Here is a 19,027-nt window from a genome sequence, read left to right as displayed (position 1 = left end):
GCACCGACGCGCGGAGCACGAGGGTGTTAACGAACATGCCGACGAGCCTGTCGAGTTCCTGCTCGCCACGGCCGGCGACCGGTGTGCCGACCGCGACGTCCGTCTGCGACGACAGCCGCTCGAGCAGGACCGCGAGCGCGGCGTGCACGACCATGAAGAGGGTCGTGTTCGTTTCCTGGGCGATCGCGAGCAGCGCGCGGTGGGTCTGCGCGTCGATCGAGAACCTTGCGGACGCGCCGCGCAGCGACTGCACGGGCGGCCGGGGCCGGTCGGTCGGCAGTTCGAGCACCTCGGGGAGCCCGCCGAGCGCCTGCTGCCAATAACCGAGTTGGCGGGCGACCAGCGATTCGGGGTCGGACTCGTCACCGAGCGACTCACGCTGCCACAGAGCGTAATCGGCGTACTGGACGGGCAGCGGCTCCCAGCCGGGGGCACTGCCGGCGGCACGCGCCGCGTATGCGGTCATGACGTCCGTGAACAGCGGCGCCAGCGACGCACCGTCGGCCGAGATGTGGTGCACGACCATCATCAGGATGTGGTCGGTGGGGTTCACCTCGAAGCAGGCGACCCGCACCGGGACCGTCTCGGTGACGTCGAATCCGGTGGCACCGAGTTCACGCATGCGCGCGAACAGGTCCTGCTCGTCCGCGACCGGGGTCGGGGTCAGGTCGGACACCACGTCTGCGGCGGGCAGCACGACCTGGTGCGCGTCCTCGCCGTCGACCGGGAAGACCGTCCGCAGCGACTCGTGCCGCTCGACGACGTCGGCCCACGCCGAGTTCAGCGCGGCCGGGTCGATCGAGCCGGTCAACCGCACCGCCAGCGGCAGGTTGTACGCCGGTGAGGACGGATCGAACTGGTTGACGAACCACATCCGCTGCTGGGCCAGCGACAGCGGGATGCGGGCGGGCCGCGGGCGGGCGGCGAGCGCGGGCCGCTGTTCGGCGGTCCCCGAGGTCGTCTCCAGCAGCGCCGCGAGTTCCGCGACGGTCGGATTTTCGAAGCACTCCCGCACCGACAGGTGCGCTCCGACGGCCGCCCGGAGACGGGCGGTGAGCCGCGTCGCGCTGATCGAGTTTCCGCCGAGGTCGAAGAACGAGTCGGCGGACCCGACCCGATCGGCACCGAGAACGTCGGCGAACACGCTCGCCACGACGGTCTCCATCGGAGTCCGGGGGGCCACGTATTCCACCGCGACGGTGGCGAACTCGGGCTCCGGCAGGGCCTTCCGGTCCAGCTTCCCGCTGGCACCGAGAGGGAAACTGTCCAGGACGACGATGCGGGCGGGCACCATGTACGCGGGCAGCACCTGCGCCGCCGCGTCCTGCACCGACTTCGTGTCGACCCGGGCGCCGGACCGCGGCACCACGTAGGCCACGAGATTCTCGCCGGTCGACTCGCTTCGGTGGATCGTCACCGCTGCCTGCGCCAGGGATTCGTGCGTCAGCAGCGCGGCCTCGACCTCGCCGAGTTCGATCCGCAGACCACGCAGCTTGACCTGGAAGTCGCTGCGTCCGATGTATTCGAGGTTCCCGTCGGCGCGCCGGCGAACGACGTCACCCGTGCGGTACATCCGCTGCCCATGCCCGCCGAACGGGTTGGCGACGAACCGATCGGAGGTCAGATCGCTGCGTCCGACGTATCCACGGGCCAACTGCGTCCCCGCGAGGTACAGCTCGCCGGGAACCCCGACCGGCACCGGGCGAAGGCGTGAATCCAGCACGTGGAGATCGGTGTTCCGCACCGCACGTCCGATGGGCACGGTACCGCGAACGCCCGGGTCGACCTGCCCGGCGGTCGCGTGCACGGTGAATTCGGTCGGTCCGTACAGGTTGTGCAGTTCGGCGTCCGACAGTCCGCGGAACGCCTCGGCGGTCGCGGGCGGGAACGCCTCGCCCGCGACAAGCACCACGCGCAGGCTGAGAAGGTCGTCTCGTCCGGCCTCGCCGACGAACACCGACAGCATCGACGGCACGAACGACGTCGCCGTGACGCCCTCGCGCGCGATCAGCGCCGCGAGATACTCGGGATCACCGTGACCGTCGGGTGACGCGATCACCAGGCGGGCACCCGCGACGAGCGTGCCGAACAACTCCCAGACCGACACGTCGAACGTCGCCGGAGTCTTCTGCAGCACGACGTCGTGTGCGCCGAGTTCGTACTGGTCGACGATCCACGAGATCTGGTTCAGGACCGCCGCGTGGCTCACCGCGACACCCTTCGGCCGTCCCGTCGAACCGGACGTGTAGATGACGTAGGCGGGGTTCGACGCCCGAAGCGTCCCCCGGCGCTCCTCGTCACCCGGCGGCACCGCCGCCTCATCGCCCAGCGGCGCAGCCGCCTCGTCGCCGGAAAGCCGGTCGATCTCCACCACGGTGTGTCCGGCGGGAAGGTCGAGTGCATCCCGCGCAACCGTGAGGATGCAGAGCGGCGAGGCGCTGTCGAGGACGTAGGAAGTGCGCTCGGCCGGGTGGTCGGGGTCGAGCGGAACGTACGCCCCGCCCGCCTTCAGGATCGCGTACATCGCGACCATCGAGTCGATCGACCGCCGAATCGCGAGAGCGACCCGGACCTCCGGTCCGACACCCATCCCGATCAGCGTGCGCGCGAGGGTGTTGACACGCTTGTCGAATTCGGCGTAGGTCAGCGACTCGTCGCCGGACACCAGGGCCACGGCGTCCGGCGTCCGCGCCACCTGCTCGTCGAACAGGTCGACGACGGTCCGCTCGCCGGCTTCGGTCACGGCGGTCGCCGACGTCGCGTCGGCGATCACCCCGGCGAGGACACCCGCGAACGTGTCGGCGAAGCCCTCGCCCGACGAGCCGTCGAGCAGTCCGGGCAGCAGGGTGGACAGGGCCACCGTGACCGCGGCCTCCGGGCCCACGCCCACACCGGCGAGTGTGCGCGCGAGTTCCGCCGACTTGTCCCGCAACTGCGCGTACGTGACATCGGTGCCGTTGTGCGACAGCGCGATTCCGTCCGGGTTGATCGACGCCGCACCGTCGAGGAGTTCGGGCAGCGATTTGGTGGCTGCCAGCTCCTCCGAGATCGAGTGCGCCAACAGGGACTGTCCGCCCTCGTCCGGTACGGCGAGGCCGGCCTTCTCGTCCTCGGTCAGGATGTCGATGTCGCCGACGACGGCGTCCGCGTCGGCCGTGATTGCCTCCAGCACACGGACGAATCGGTCGGCGAAACCGCGAACCGTCGCCTCGTCGAAGAGATCGGTGGCGTAGGAGAACCAGCCCCGCATGCCGTTCGCGACGGAATCGTCGTCGAACCGTTCCTCGACGGCGACGCCGAGATCGGTCTTGCTCGTGGTGAGTCCGCTCTCGAGGACCTCGACGGTCAGCCCGGCGAGCTCGAGCTTCGGCCGCTCGAGGTTCTGGAAACTCAGCATGACCTGCGCGAGCGGCGCGTACGCGGCGGTGCGCGAGGGCCGGAGCACCTCGACGATCTGCTCGAACGGCACATCGGCGTTGCCGAATGCGTTGAGATCGACCTCGCGGGCCTGCGTGAGGAGCGTGCTGAAGCGGGCGTTCTGGTCGACCTCGGTGCGCAGCACCAGAGTGTTGACGAACATCCCGACGAGGTCATCGAGCGCGCGGTCGCCGCGGCCGGCGACCGGGGTGCTGACGGAGATGTCGCCGGTGTTGCTCAGTCGTCCCAGCAGCACGGCGAGCGCGGCGTGCACCACCATGAACAGCGACGCCTGGTGGGTCTGCGCGAGTTCGTTCAGGGACCGGTGCACGTCCTGCCCGATCTCGAACTCGATCAGACCGCCCTGCGGGTTCCGGACCGCCGGGCGCGGCCGGTCGGCCGGGAGGTCGAGGACCTCCGGTGCATCGCCGAGGGCGTGCGTCCAGTACGCGATCTGCTTGCCCGCGAGCGACTCCGGGTCGTCCTCGGAGCCGAGGAGATTCCGCTGCCACAGAGCGAAGTCCGGGTACTGCACGGGCAGCGGTGAGAAGCCGGGCTCCTCGCCCTGCGCGCGTGCGCCGTACGCGCCGAACAGGTCCCGCGCGAGCGGGGCCATCGACGAACCATCCGCCGAGATGTGGTGGACGACGACCACGAGGACGTGGTCGTGTTCCCCGAGCGCGAACAGGGCGGCACGCACCGGGACGTCGGCGGTGACGTCGAATCCTGCCGACGCCAGCGTGACGACCCGCTCCCGCAGTTCCTGCTCGTCGGCCACGCGGACGACGTCGAGCGCGGATTTCGTGTCGGACGCGGACAGGACGACCTGGTAGGGGCCGTCGACGGAGTCCGGGTACACCGTGCGGAGCGATTCGTGGCGGGTCACGACGTCGGCGATCGCCGTCGTCAGCGCGTCGACATCCAGTGCGCCGGTGAGCCGGAGCGCCAACGGGATGTTGTACTCGGCCGATTCGGGGTCGAATCGGTTGGCGTACCACATCCGCTGCTGAGCCAGCGACAGCGGCAGACGGTCCGGACGCGGTCCGGCGGTGACCGGCGGACGGGCGCCGCCGTCGACGCCGAGCGCTTCCAGCCTGCGGGCCAGCTGCGCCACCGTGGGCGCCTCGAAGATCTCGCGGACCGGAGCGTCGATCCCGACGGCCTCGTTGATCCGCGCCATCACGCGGGTTGCGGCGAGCGAGTTGCCTCCGAGCGTGAAGAAGGAGTCGTCGGCGCCGACCTGGTCGACACCCAGCACCTCCGCGAACACTGCGGCGACCCGCTGTTCGAGAGCGGTTCCCGCGGCCCGGAACTCACGGTCCTCCGCCAGGAACTCGGGCTCGGGCAGCGCCCGGCGGTCGAGCTTGCCCACCGGGGTGAGCGGGATCGCGTCGAGCGTCACGATCGTCGACGGCACCATGTACGTGGGGACGAACTCGCCCACGAAGTCCAGCACGCCGGCGACGTTCACCTCGGCGCCCGGCGCCGGGAGCACGTACGACACGAGGACCGAGTCCCCGGACGGACCGGGCAGCACGGACGTCGTCGCGAAGTCGACGGCGGGATGCTTCGCCAGCACCGCGTCGATCTCGCCGAGTTCGATGCGGAACCCGCGGACCTTCACCTGCTGGTCCGAGCGGCCCACGTAGTCGACGGTCAGCGCGCCGTCCGCGTCCTTCTTCCAGCGCACGACGTCGCCGGTGCGGTACATCCGGTCGCCCGGCGCACCGTAGGGGTTCGCCACGAAGCGTCCCGCGGTCAGGGGCGTGCGCCGGTGGTAGCCGCGGGCCAGTCCGAGGCCCGACAGATAGAGGTCACCTGCGATACCGACCGGGACCGGTCGGAGGCGATCGTCGAGGACCAGCGCGCTGGTGCCGCGGATCGGCCCACCGATCGTGACCGGGCCGTCGGCGGCCATCGGGTCGCTGATGTTGGTCATGATCGTGGTCTCGGTGGGACCGTAGCCGTTGAACAGCGAGCGTCCGGGCGCCCAGCGGGCCGCAAGTTCCGCGGGGACGGCCTCGCCGCCGGCGACGACGAACTGGAAGTCGTCCAGCCCGGACGGGTCCACGGAGGCCAGCGCCGACGGCGTGACGAAGCCGTGCGTGACGCGCTGCTCGCGCAGGAACTTCGCGAACTCGGGTCCGCCGTACACGTCGGTGGGAGCGATCACCATGGTGGCGCCGGCGCCGACCGCGAGCAGCAGTTCGAGAACGGACGCGTCGAAACTCGGCGACGCGAAGTGCAGCGTGCGCGAGTCGGTCGTCACCCGGTAGCGCTCACGCTGTTCGGCGGCGAAGTTGGCCAGACCCCGGTGCGTGACGACGACGCCCTTGGGCTGCCCGGTGGTGCCGGACGTGTAGATCACGTAGGCGCTGTTGGCCGGTTCGACCGCCGTCCGGCGCTCCGCCTCCGTGACGGGAGCCGTGGAGTAGCGGGCCGAGGCGTCCACGAATTCTTCGCTGTCGAGGACCAGCCAGTCGACGTCCCGCGGCAGCCTGCCTACCTCGGAGCTCACGGAAAGTCCCAGCGCCACACCGGAATCGGTGACCATGTGGGCGATGCGCTCGTCCGGGTACCCGGGGTCGATCGGCACGTACGCGCCGCCGCTCTTGGCGACGGCCCAGATGCCGACGATGGACGGAATCGAGCGGGTGATACCGAGCCCGACGAACGTCTCCGCGCCGACCCCGCGTTCGATCAGGATGCGCGCCAACCGGTTCGAGCGCTCGTCCAGTTCTCGGTAGGTGATGCTGTCGCCGCCCGCGACGATCGCGTCCCCGTCCGGGTCCGCGGCGACCGCTGCCGCCAGCAGTTCGACGAGGGTGGTGGGCGCGACGCCCTCGATACCGCGGACCGGTGTCAGTTCCGCGGTCTCCTGGGCGTCGAGAATGGGGATGTCGCCCACCGCGACGTCGGTTCCGCCATCCGCGACGGCGGCCAGGATCCGCACGAAGCGGTCCGCGAAGCCCTGCACGGTCTCGGCGTCGAAGATCTCGGTGGCGTACCCGAGTACACCCGTGATCCCGGTGGGCGCACCCTCGTCCGACCACAGTTCGCGCAGGTCGACGGTGAGGTCGAACTTGCTGAACTCGACGTCCACGGCACCGGGTGTCGCCTCGAGTCCGGCGAACTCGAGCGCCGGGATGCCGTTGACCTGATGGGTCAGCACGACCTGGAACAGCGGCGAGTACGCCGTGGACCGGGTCGGCTTCAGGGCGTCCACCAACTGCTCGAACGGAACGTCCTGGTTGCTGAACGCGGCGAGGTCCTGCGTGCGGACCTGCTCGAGCAGGTCGGCGAAGGAGGTGCCGGGCTCGACCTCGGTCCGCAGCACCAGCGTGTTCACGAACATGCCGACGAGGTTCTCGAGCGCCTCGTCGCCGCGACCGGCGACCGCGGCGCCGATGGCGATGTCGGTGCTCGAACTGAGCCGCGCCAGCAGCACGGACAGCGAGGCGTGCAGCACCATGAACAGTGACACGTTGTGCGCCCGCGCGACCTCGCCGAGACGCCGGTGCACGTCCGCATCGACGGAGAAGCCGACGGAGGCGCCTGCCATCGACCGCACCGTCGGGCGGGGACGGTCGGTGGGGAGAGCCAGGACGTCGGGCACACCCGCGAGGGTCTTCGACCAGAAGTCGATCTGCGCGGCGGCCAGGGAATCGGGATCTCCCTCGGAACCGAGCACGTCCCGCTGCCACAGCGCGTAGTCGGCGTACTGGACCGGCAGCACCGGCCAGGCGGGCTCGGTGCCCTCCCGGTGGGCCGCGTACGCCGTCATGACGTCGCGGGCCAGCGGCAGCGTGGAGGCGCCGTCGGACGCGATGTGGTGCATGACGAGCACGAGGACGTGGTCGGTGGCGCCGAGCCGGAACAGGCGGGTCCGCACCGGGATCGTGTCGGTGACGTCGAAGCCGGTGGCCCCGAACTCGAACATCCGGTCCCGCAGGTCCTCCTCGCGGACGTCGACCGGGTCGAGAGCGAGGTCGATGCCGGCGGCGGGCAGGATCACCTGGTGCGCACCGGACTCGGAGTCCGGGAACACGGTCCGGAGCACCTCGTGCCGGGCGACGACGTCCGAGAGCGCCGCGGCCAGGGCCGCGACGTCCAGTTCGCCGCGCAACCGCACGGTGAGCGGAACATTGTACGCGGGCGAGGACGGATCGAAACGGTTGAGGAACCACATCCGCTGCTGCGCGAGCGACAACGGCAGCGCACGGGGGCGCCTGCCCGCGACGAGCGCGGGGCGGCGAGAGCCGTTGTGGGCCCGGTCCTCCACGAGCTTCGCGAGGGTCGCGACCGTGGGCGCCTCGAACAGGTCACGGATCCCGACCTCGGTGCCGGTCGCGGACGTGACGCGGGCAGCCACCCGAGTGGCGCTGAGCGAGTTGCCGCCCAGGTCGAAGAACGACTCGTCGACGCTCACCCGCGGCACCGAGATCACGTCACCGAAGATGCCGGCGACGACCTCCTCGAGCGGCGTGCGCGGTGCGACGAATTCGACGGTGCCGGTGGTGAAGACCGGCTCCGGGAGAGCCTTGCGGTCGACCTTGAGGTTCGCGTTGAGCGGCATCTCGTCGAGCACCATCACCGTGTCCGGGATCATGTGCGAAGGCAGCACGTCGAGCAGTGCCTCCACGGTCGCGTCGGCATCCAGTTCGGCGCCCGCGGTCGCGGTGACGTACGCGACGAGCCGGGGACCCTGCTCGCTGTCGTGCACGACCACCACCGACTTCTGCACCGCACTGTTCGCGGTGAGGGCCGATTCGATCTCGCCGAGTTCGATCCGGAGACCGCGGATCTTGACCTGGAAGTCGCTGCGGCCCACGAACACGAGCCCACCGTGGTCGAGTTCGCGGACGCGGTCGCCGGTCCGGTACATGCGGGCGCCGGGCCCCTCGAACGGGTTCGCCACGAAACGGGACGCGGTGGTGCCGAACATGTTGCCGTATCCGCGAGCCAGGACCTGGCCGCCGATGTACAGGTCACCGGTCACTCCCGGCGGCACCGGGCGCATCCGGCCGTCGAGCACGTGGTACCGGACACCGCGGAACGCGGTGCCGAACGGGACCGGCCATTTCTCGGCGTCCGCGGTCGAGAGGTCCAGTTCGTACGAGGAACACGTGACCGAGGCCTCGGTCGGACCGTAATTGTTGAGCACGCGCGAGTCCGTGCCGATCAGCGCCGTGCAGGCCGCAGGCCGCAGCATCTCGCCGCCGAGGAGAATCACCTTCAGATTGGGCAGGACGCCCTCGGTGTCCAGTTCGGTCAGAACCTCGAACGCACTCGGTGCCAGATTGGTGATCTGGACGTCGCCGGTGCCGATCATGCGGAGAATCGGTCCCGGATCGAAGCCGTCGTCGGCGAGGTGGAGCACACCGCCGTACGCGAGCCCCACCCAGATGTTCTTCTGTGTCTGGTCGAACAGCGGGGAGTTCGCGATCAGCAGTCCGGTGCCGTCCTTCACCCGGAGGTCGCCCTGGTACGACTGATAGTTGTTGGACAGACCCAGCATCGGCACCATCGTCGGCTTGGGCCGTCCGGTGGAGCCCGACGTCGAGATGACGTGCCCCAGGCGTTTGCCTGCGTGCTCGTCCGACCACGGGTCGTGCGGGAAATCGGTGCCGTCCAGCGTTTCGAGGTGGCGCACCGTTTCGGGATCGTCGAGCACGATCGGGTCGTCGAGCGCCGCGTTCCCGGTGGGTGCGCCGGTGAGCCCACTCCAGGACCGGGTGGCCACCACGGCCCGCGTTCCGCTGTCTTCGACGAGTCCCGTGATCCGCTCGATCGCCCACTTCTGGTCGAACGGCGAGTACGCCGCGCCGACCTTCCAGGCGGCGATCATCCCGATCACCCATTCCAGGGAACGGGGCGTGAGGAGCGCGACGACGTCGTCGGGGCGAACCCCGCGCGACACCAGTTCGCGGGCGAGTTGGTTGGCGCGACGGTTCACTTCGCCGCGGCTGGTCGAGACACCCCCGGCGACGACGGCGGGAGCCTGCGGGTCGCGCTCGACCCACTCCTGCCAGCGGCTGACGAAGAGTTCGAGCGGCCAGCCCGGCGTCTCCGCGGTCTCCGCCGCGGGTTCGGCGACGATCTCCGGTGCGGGCGCCACGATCTCGATGTCGCCGACCAGTGCGTGTGCGTCCGCGATGACCTGGTCGAGGATCGTGCCGAAGCCGTCCTTCCCGTCCTGCGACGGCGGGGCCATCATGATGGTGGGAACCAGACCGGACAGCACCACGGACACGATCGCGTCGGGGCCCATGCCCCGCTCGGACAGTGGCGCCGACATCATACGCAGGCGCTCGTCGAACTCGCGGTACGTCACCTGCATGCCGTCGTGAGCGACAGCCACGGCGTCGGGCGCGACCTCGACCGCGGCAGCCAGTAGCTGCGGCAGCTCGCGAACTGTCATCGTGCGGGCAGGTCGCGCTTGGCTCAACTTTGCTCTCTCGTGTTCGGTGAGAATGTCGATGTCGCCCACAGCGACACCGGGATCGGTGACGACGGCCTCGAGGATCCTGACGAACCGTTCCGCGATGCGCTCGGCGGTGCCGCGCTCGAACAGGTCGGTGGCGAACGTGAACCGCCCGCCCAGACCCGCAGGCCGACCCGACTCGTCGGCCTTCTCGGTGATCGTCAACGTGAGGTCGTACTTGGCGCCCTGCGCCATGTCGTCGATCACGCGCACGGTCAGCCCGGGCAATTCGAGCGCGTCCATCCGGTTGTTCTGGAACGACAGCATCACCTGGAACAGCGGTGAATAGGCCGCCGAGCGGCGGATCCGCAGGGCCTCCACGATCTTCTCGAACGGCACGTCGGAATTGCCGAACGCCGCCAGGTCACCTTCGCGGACCCGATCGACGAGACCGGCGAACGAGTCTCCCGGCCGCACCTGGGTACGCAGGACGAGGGTGTTGACGAACATGCCCACCAGGTCGTCGAGTGCCTGGTCGCCGCGGGCGGCGAGCGGGGTGCCGACGGTGATGTCGTCGCTGCTGCTCAGCCGCGACAGCAGTGTCGTCAGCGCCGCGTGCGTCACCATGAAGAGGGACGCTCCACGATCCTTGCCGACCGCCTCGAGGCCGTGCCGCAACTCCGGGGTGATCGCGAAGTCGATCGAATCGCCTCGCATCGACTGCCGGGCCGGGCGGATGTGGTCGAGCGGCAGGTCGATCAGCTCGGGCGCCCCGGCGAGGGTGTCCGCCCAGTGCGCGATCTGCTTGCCCGCGAGCGACTGCGTGTCGGCGGGGTCGCCGAGGACGTCGCGCTGCCACAGCGCGAAGTCGGGGTACTGCACCGGCAGCGGCTGCCACAACGGGGCCGCGCCCGCGGTGCGCGCGCTGTAGGCGACCATGACGTCCCGCGCGAGCGGCGCCATCGACGCGCCGTCGGCGCAGATGTGGTGGACCACGAGGACGAGCAGGAATTCGGTGTCGCTCGTGGCGAACAGCCGGATCCGCAGCGGGGGCGCGACCGTGACGTCGAATCCCTCGGCGGCGAATTCGGTGAGGGCCGTGTGGAGTTCGGCCTCGGGCACCCGCACGGGCGTGAGGTCGAACGGCACCTGGGCGACGTCGACGACCTGCTGGTACGGCCCGTCGGCGGAGTCGGGGAACACCGTCCGCAGCGATTCGTGACGCGCGAGCACGTCGGAGACGGCCGACGACATCGCGTCGATGTCGAGTGCACCGGACAGGCGAACGGCGAGCGGAATGTTGTACGCCGAGGACGCCGTGTCGAACCGGTTCATCAGCCACATGCTCTGCTGGGCCATCGACAGCGGCACGCGCTCGGGGCGCGGCCGCGCGACGAGAGCCGGGCGGTCCGAGCCGGTACCGGCCTGCTCCGCGACCTTGACGGCGAGTCGTTCCACGGTCGGCGCCTCGAACAACTCGCGCACACCCAGACGAGTGCCGGCGGCGGCGTTGAGCCGCGCAACCGCCTTCGTCGCAACGAGCGAGTTGCCGCCGAGGTCGAAGAACGACTCCGCGACACTGATCTTCGCGAGCCCGAGCACGTCGGCGAGGACACCGGCGACCAGTTCCTCGGTGGGGGTGCGCGGCTCGACCATCTCGCCCTGCAGGGCGTCGAAGTCGGGCTCGGGCAGAGCCTTCCGATCGAGTTTGCCTGCGGTGGTGAGGGGAATCTCGTCGAGGACGACGATCGCGCTCGGCACCATGTGCGCCGGCAGCGTGTCGCCGACGAAGTGCGTCACCTCGGCGACGTCGACCGCGGCGCCCGCGGTCGGCAGCACGTACGACACGAGTGCGGTCGATCCCGACGGCAGCGACGTGCCGAGGGTGACTGCGAACTCGAGATCCGGGTGCGCCGCCAGCGCCGCGTCGATCTCGCCGAGCTCGATGCGGAAGCCGCGGACCTTGACCTGGAAGTCGCTGCGGCCCACGTATTCCACCCCGTAGCCGGCACGGTGCCCGGGGTCGAGAACGAACCGGACGACGTCGCCCGTGCGGTACATCCGGCTGCCGTTCTCGCCGAACGGGTTCGCGACGAATCGTTCGGAGGTGAGACCGAGGCGGTCGTGGTAGCCGCGGGCGAGACCGGGGCCCGCGATGTACAACTCCCCCGCCACGCCGACGGGCACCGGGCGCAGCAGCGCGTCGAGAACGTAGACCGTGACGGCGCAGACGGGACCGCCGATCTCGATCCGGTTCCCGGGCACCAGCATGTTGCTGACGTTGCTCATGACGGTGGCCTCGGTGGGACCGTAGCCGTTGTACATCCGGCGGCCCGGCGCCCAGCGTTCCACCAGTTCCGGCGGGCAGGCCTCGCCTCCGACGACGACGACCTCGAGCCGGTCGAGCCCGGCAGGCTCCACCGACGCGAGCGCGGCGGGCGTGACGAAGGCGTGGGTGACCTCGTTGTCCGCGAGGAAGTTTCGCAGCTCCTCGCCGCCGAACAGGTCGGCGGGGGCCACGACCATCGTCGCGCCGCAACCGAACGCGAGCAGCAGTTCGAGGACGGACGCGTCGAAACTCGGGGACGCGAAGTGCAGGGTCCGCGCCGACGGGCTCACCCCGTAGTGGGTGCGCTGTTCGGCGGAGAAGTTGGCCAGACCCGTGTGGGTGACGACGACACCCTTGGGCAGACCGGTGGTGCCGGACGTGTAGATCATGTACGCCGCGTGCTCGAGCTGCACCGCCGTGGTCCGCTCGGAATCCGTCACCGGCTCCGGCGACTTCGGGGCGCACAGCGACTCGCACTCGGACGAGTCCAGTGCGAGCCAGTCGACACCCGACGGAAGGTCGTTGCGCTGAGCGGACACGGTCAGGCCGAGGACGGCGCCGGAGTCGGCGACCATGTGCGCGATGCGCTCGGACGGGTAGCGGGGGTCGACCGGCACGAAGGCGCCACCGGCCTTGGCCACGGCCCACGTTCCGACCACCGAGTGCAGCGAGCGCGTCATCCCGAGCGCCACGGACGTTTCCGGTCCGACGCCGCGGTCGATGAGCACGCGCGCGAGCCGGCTCGAGCGCGCGTCCAGTTCCGCGTAGGTCATCGATTCGCCGTCCGCGACGAGCGCGATGCGCTCGCCGTGCTCCGCCGCGGTCGCGGCGAGGATCTCCGGCAGCGACAGCGGGTCGGCGGCCTCGGTGCCGTGCGCCGCCAGCAGCGAAGCACGCTCGTCGGGAGCGAGGATGTCGATGTCCGCGACACGTGTGTCGACGTCCCCGGACAACGCGCCGAGCACCCGGACGACCCGCGCCATGATCTTCTCGACCTCGGCGGCCTCGAACAGCTCAGGTAGGAACTTGGCGGTCAGGTGCAGCCGCGGGTCGGTCATCGCGACGATCGCCAGCGGGTAGTGCGTGGCGTCGTTGGACGTCACGTCGAGAACGCGGAGACCCTCGATATCGCTGTTCTTCGTGAGGGCTTCACGGTCGAGCGGGTAGGACTCGTAGACCATCAGGGTGTCGAACAGCGCCCCGAGGCCGAGCCCCTGCTGGATGTCGGTGAGCCCGACGTGATGGTGGTCGAGCAACTCGGTCTGCTCGTGCTGGATTCGGTCGAGCAGGGTGCGCACGGCGTCGCCTGCCTGCACCCGGACCCGCACCGGCAGCGTGTTGATGAAGAGCCCGAGCATCGACTCGATGCCGGGCACCTGCGGCGGACGGCCCGAGACGGTGGTGCCGAACACCACGTCGTCCCGTCCGGTCAGCCGGCCCAGCACGATTCCCCACGCGGCCTGGACGAGCGTGTTCATGGTGACGCCGAGTTCGCGCGCGCGGGCGGTCATGTCGGCGAGGAGGTCGTCCGGCAGATCGATGACGAGCTCACCAGGGGTGAGCGCCGGGGCCGTCTCCGTGTGCGCCGGCGCGAGGAGGGTGGGCTCCTCGAGACCGCCGAGGGCCTTCGCCCACGCGGCCACCGACACCTGCGGGTCCTGCGCGGACAGCCACTCGAGGTAGCTGCGGTACGGACGCGGCTGCGGCAGTGCCAGCGCGTCGCCGTCCACCGCGTAGAGCGTCAGCAGATCCTGGATGAGGATCGGCAGCGACCAGCCGTCCAGCAGGATGTGGTGGTTGGTGACCGCGAACCGATAGCGGTCCGCACCCGTCTCGACCAGCAGGAATCGCACCAGCGGCGGAGCCGTCATGTCGAACCGGTCCGTCCGGTTCGCGAGCATAAGCGCGTCGAGTTCGGCGTCCCGGTCGGGTTCGGACGCGGCCGAGAGGTCGACGTGCGTCCACGGCACGTCCACCCGGTCGACGACCACCTGCATACCGGTGCCGTCGTCGCCCGCGACGAACGCGGTGCGCAGGTTGGGGTGCCTGGCGACGAGCGATTCCGCGGCGCGGCGGAGTCGGCCGGTGTCGACGGATCCGCCCAGGTCCATGACGAGCTGGGTGGTGTACACATCGGTGGCGGTGCCTGCCAGCGACGCGTGGAACAGCAGGCCCACCTGCAGCGGGGCCAGCGACCAGACGTCGGCGAGTGCGGGGTAGTCGCTCTCGAGGGTGTCGATCCGGCTCTGGCTCAGGGGAACGAGGTCGAGGTCCGACGGCGTCCGGCCGCCGGCTCCCGGCCGCTTCGTGTACTCGACGAGCCCTTCGAGCGCGCGCGTCCACAGGCCGGCGAGTTCGCCCACCTCGGACTCCGCGAGGACGCCCTGCGGGAAGTCGACGGTTGCCGAAAGCCGTTGTTCGCCTTCGACGTCCACGATCATCGCGTTGATGTCGAGAGCGAAGTGCACCGGCATCTCGCTGTTGCGGGTGCCGGTCAGCTCCATCGTGTCGGTGTCAGGGACCCAGCCCGCCGCCCGGAATGCGGCGGGAATCTCGCCGACCGACACGCGGCCCAGATAGTTGAAGCTGATCTGCGGGCTCGGCAGCGCCGCGAGAACCGCGCGGGTCTCGGCGTTGAGGAACCGCAGCATTCCGTACCCGATGCCGTGCTCGGGCACCCGGGCAAGTTGTTCCTTGATCGACTTGACGGCCTGACCTGCGGCCGAACCGCCGGTGAGGGCGTCGCGGACATCGACGCCGGGCGCCGACAACCGGACGGGAAACATGCTGGTGAACCAGCCGACCGTGCGGGACAGGTCGGCGCCGGGTAGCACCGTCTCCTCGCGGCCGTGGCCTTCGAGGTGCACGAGCGTGGAGGATTCACCGAACCCGCGTTCCGCGCGCCACGCCGCGACGGCGAGCGCGAGGGCGGTGAGAAGTCCGTCGTTCACGCCACCGTGGAAGGCCCGCGGCACGTCGGTCAGCAGGCCGTCGGTGACGTCCGCCGGGACCTCCAGTCGGACCCGGCCGGTGGTCGAGACCGTGTCGCGGCCGTCGAGGGCCCGTGAACCGATCAGCGGGTCCGCACCGTCCAGCGTGGTGCGCCAGTAACCGAGTTCGCCGACGCGCCGGGCACTGCGCGCGTTGTCGGCGAGGCCGTGCGCCCAGCGGCGGACCGAGGTTCCGACGGCCGGGAGCAACGGGTCGGCGCCGGCGGCGATCTGCCCCCAGGCGGATGCGAAGTCGGGCACCAGCACTCGCCAGGACACACCGTCCACCGCGAGGTGGTGGATCACGACGAGCAGGCGTCCCGTCTGCGGGGCGCTCTCCGCCTCCACGGTGTCGCCGTCCGCGGCGTCCCGAGGTGCGGGTTCGGCGGAGTCCTCGGCGGGCGCGAACCAGACGAACCGCACCACGCTGCCGGTCGCCGGGTCCAGCCTGTCGACCGTGCGCTCGAGGGCGTGCGCCGCCAGCGCCTCGAACGTCCCGGTGCCGGGACCGTCGGTGAACTCGACGCGATCGACGAGCCGGTCGACGTCGACCGAGCCGATCGGAGCGACCTCCAGCGACCACCCGGCCGGAGAGTCGTTGCGCCGCAGCGACGATCGCAGGGCGTCGTGGCGGTCGACGACGGCCGTCAGCGTGCGCACGAGACGCTCACGCTCCACCTTCGGCGGTAGGGCGAGGAGAATGGACTGGGAGAACCGGTGGAAGTCGCCACCCAGTTCCGTCATCCAGTGCACGACCGGCGTCAGCGGCATCGTGCCGATACCGGCGCCCGGCAGCTCCTCGAGGACGTGCACCGTCGACTCGGAGGCGGACTTCGCGACCTCGGCGAGCGAGGCAACAGTCTTGCGCTCGAAGACGTCCCGGGCCGTGAACAGGACGCCGGCCTCCTTCGCGCGGGACACCAGCTGGATCGAGACGATACTGTCGCCGCCGAGCGCGAAGAACGAGTCACCGATGCTGACGCGCGGCAGGCCGAGAACCTCGGCGAACAGGCCGGCGATCGACTCCTCCATGGTGCTGCGGGGAGCCACGTACTCACTGGACTCCGCCGCGAACGTGGGTTCGGGCAGAGCCTTCCGGTCGAGCTTGCCGCTCGCGCCGACGGGCATCTCGGCGAGCACCATGACGGCGTCGGGAACCATGTACGAGGGCACCGCACGGCCGACGTGGACCGTCAGATCGTCGACGTCCACGACCGAACCGGACTCCGGAACGACGTAGCCGACGAGCCGCTGGCCGAGGGAACTGTCGTGCACGACCACAACCGACTGCGCCACATGGGGATACGAGGACATCGCGGACTCGATCTCGCCCAGCTCGATCCGCAGACCGCGCACCTTCACCTGGAAGTCGGTGCGGCCGAGGTACTCGATGCTGCCGTCGACACCCCACTTGACGAGGTCGCCGGTGCGGTACAGGCGGGTTCCCGCCGCTCCGAAAGGATTGGCCACGAAACGTTCCGCCGTGAGTTCCGGCCTGCCCTCGTAGCCTCGCGCCACCTGGGCGCCCGCGAGATAGAGCTCTCCCGCGGATCCGATGGGTGCGGGCCGGAGGTGGCCGTCGAGCACGTACGCCTCGGTGTTCCACACCGGCGTGCCGATGGGGATCGTGTGGACGGACTCCCGATCCACCTCGCCAGCGGTGGCGTGCACGGTGAATTCGGTGGGGCCGTACAGGTTATGCAACTCGGCGCCGGACTTCGCCCGGAACGCTGCTGCGACCGCAGGCGGAAATGCCTCTCCCGCAACGAGAACGACGCGCAAACTGACGAGTTGTTCGCGGTCGGCCTCGGAGACGAACACCGACAGCATCGACGGGACGAACGACGTCGCCGTGACGTTCTGGCGCGCGATCACGTCGGCGAGATAGGCGGGGTCGCGATGTCCCTCCGGCGCGGCGATCACCAGGCGCGACCCGGAGCCGAGCGCGGCGAACAGTTCCCACACCGACACGTCGAACGTCGTCGGGGTCTTCTGCAGCACGACGTCGTTCGCATCGAGGCCGTACCGCGACGCGATCCACGTGACCTGGTTAAGGACGGCAGCGTGGCTCACCGCCACACCCTTCGGGCGTCCGGTCGACCCGGACGTGTAGATGACGTACGCCGGGTTCGCGGCCCGGAGGGCGGCCTTCCGCTCCTCGTCGCGGATCGGGCCGGCGTCGACGCCGGTCGCATCCAGGGCGTCGATCTCGACGACGTCGTGCGCGGCGGGGAACGTGAGACCGTCCCGCGACACGGCGAGGATGCACAGCGGGCGGGCGCTCTCCAGCACGTACGCGGTGCGTTCGGCGGGATGGTCGGGGTCGAGGGGCACGTATGCGGCGCCCGCCTTGACGACGGCGTACATCGCGACCATGGAGTCGAGCGAGCGGCGGATCGCGAGCGCGACCTTCGTCTCCGGACCCACGCCCCGGCCGATCAGCGTCCGGGCGAGGCGGTTCACCCGCGCGTCGAACTCGGCGTAGGTGAGCTCCACGCCCTCGAAGACGAGTGCGGTCGCGTCGGGCGTGCGCGCGACCTGGGCGTCGAACAGGTCGACGACGGTGCCCGCGGGCGGGGCCACGACGTCGCCGTTCCATCCCGTCACGACCTGCTCGTATTCCTCGCCGCTCATCGTGGCCAGGTCTGACACCGAGGCGTCGTCGCCGGCGCCGAGGAAGCGCTCGAAGAAGTCGAAGAACCGACTGTGGTGACGGTCCAGCTCGTCCGCGGAGTACAGGTTGGGGTTGGCCTCGAAGTCGATGTGGATCTTGCTGCCGGCCACACCCTGGTAGATGTTCAGCGAGAGGTCCTCGACCGGCCCGGTGGTGAGGACGTTCTGGTGCCCGGTGACCGTTCCCAGCTTGATCTCGCTGTGGAACATCATGATGTTGATCGAGGGCCCGAAGAAGCCGCGCTGACCCTGGGGCGCGCCGGCGTCGCGGCGGATGTCCTCGTGCCGGTAGCGCTGGCGGCGCAGGGCGCCGGTGAGTTCGATCTGCACGCTCTTGACCAGCTCGGGGACGGTCATCTCCGGGGTGATCTGGAGTCGGAGCGGAACGATGTTCGACACCATTCCGCCGGAGCGGCGCAGCGTGGCGGTGGTGCGGGCCGACACCGGGAGGCTGAGGACGACATCCGTCCGGTCGGTCATGTGGGCCAGGTACGCGGCGAACGCGGCCACCACGACGGGCGCGGAACTGGCGTTGCTGCCACCGAGCGCCTCGTCGAGAAGGGTGGCGGTGGACTCGGGCAGTGCTTCGGAGGACAGGCGTGCGAACTTGCCGACCATCGCCGCACGACCGGCCAGGCTCGGTGCCTCGGGCAGGTGCGCGGTGCGTTCCGCCCAGTACTCGCGATCCTTCGCGAACCGGTCGGAGTTGCGGTACCGCTGCTCGTCCTCGACGATCCGGACCAGGTCCTCGGCGCGGCAGGCCGGCGGCTCGGCGCCCTCGACCAGTGCGGTGTAGATCTCGGCGATGCGCGCGATCAGCGCCATCGCGCCGAAGCCGTCGAGCGCGATGTGGTGGATCCGGCAGAACCAGAAGTAGTGGTTCTCGCCGACGTGGAGCAGGTAGACCACGACGAGGCGGTCCTCGAGCAGGTCGACAGGGGCGCTGTAGTTGGCCCGCATCCACTTCTCGGCGGCGTCGACGGAATCGTCCTCGCCGCGCAGGTCGACGTAGGTGATGGCGTCGTCGAGGGACTTGTCGACGTACTGGTGGGGCATTCCCTCGATCTCGACGAGCCGGAGGAAGCCGGAGCCGAACTCACGGCCGGTACGGACGGTGGCCTCGGTCAGGAGGTCGAGGTCGATGTCGCCGCGAAGCTCGATGTACTGGGCGATAGTGAGGGGAACGTCGCCCAT

1 protein-coding gene (running past one end of the window) is annotated in these 19,027 nt (G+C 70.1%); it reads right to left on the bottom strand.

All coding sequences use genetic code 11. The features are described 5' to 3' along the window. Window positions 1-19,027 carry the 5' portion of a non-ribosomal peptide synthase/polyketide synthase gene (locus tag ROP_RS30575; protein WP_015889890.1) on the bottom strand. Its footprint begins 14,717 nt before the window's first position, so 19,027 of the gene's 33,744 nt are visible here — the first part of the coding sequence; the start codon lies at window positions 19,025-19,027; its stop codon lies beyond the left edge, outside the window.

The organism is Rhodococcus opacus B4 (assembly GCF_000010805.1).
GTDB lineage: Bacteria > Actinomycetota > Actinomycetes > Mycobacteriales > Mycobacteriaceae > Rhodococcus_F > Rhodococcus_F opacus_C.
Note: the sequence above shows the minus strand (reverse complement) of the source record. Positions and strands in the feature narration are given on the sequence as shown.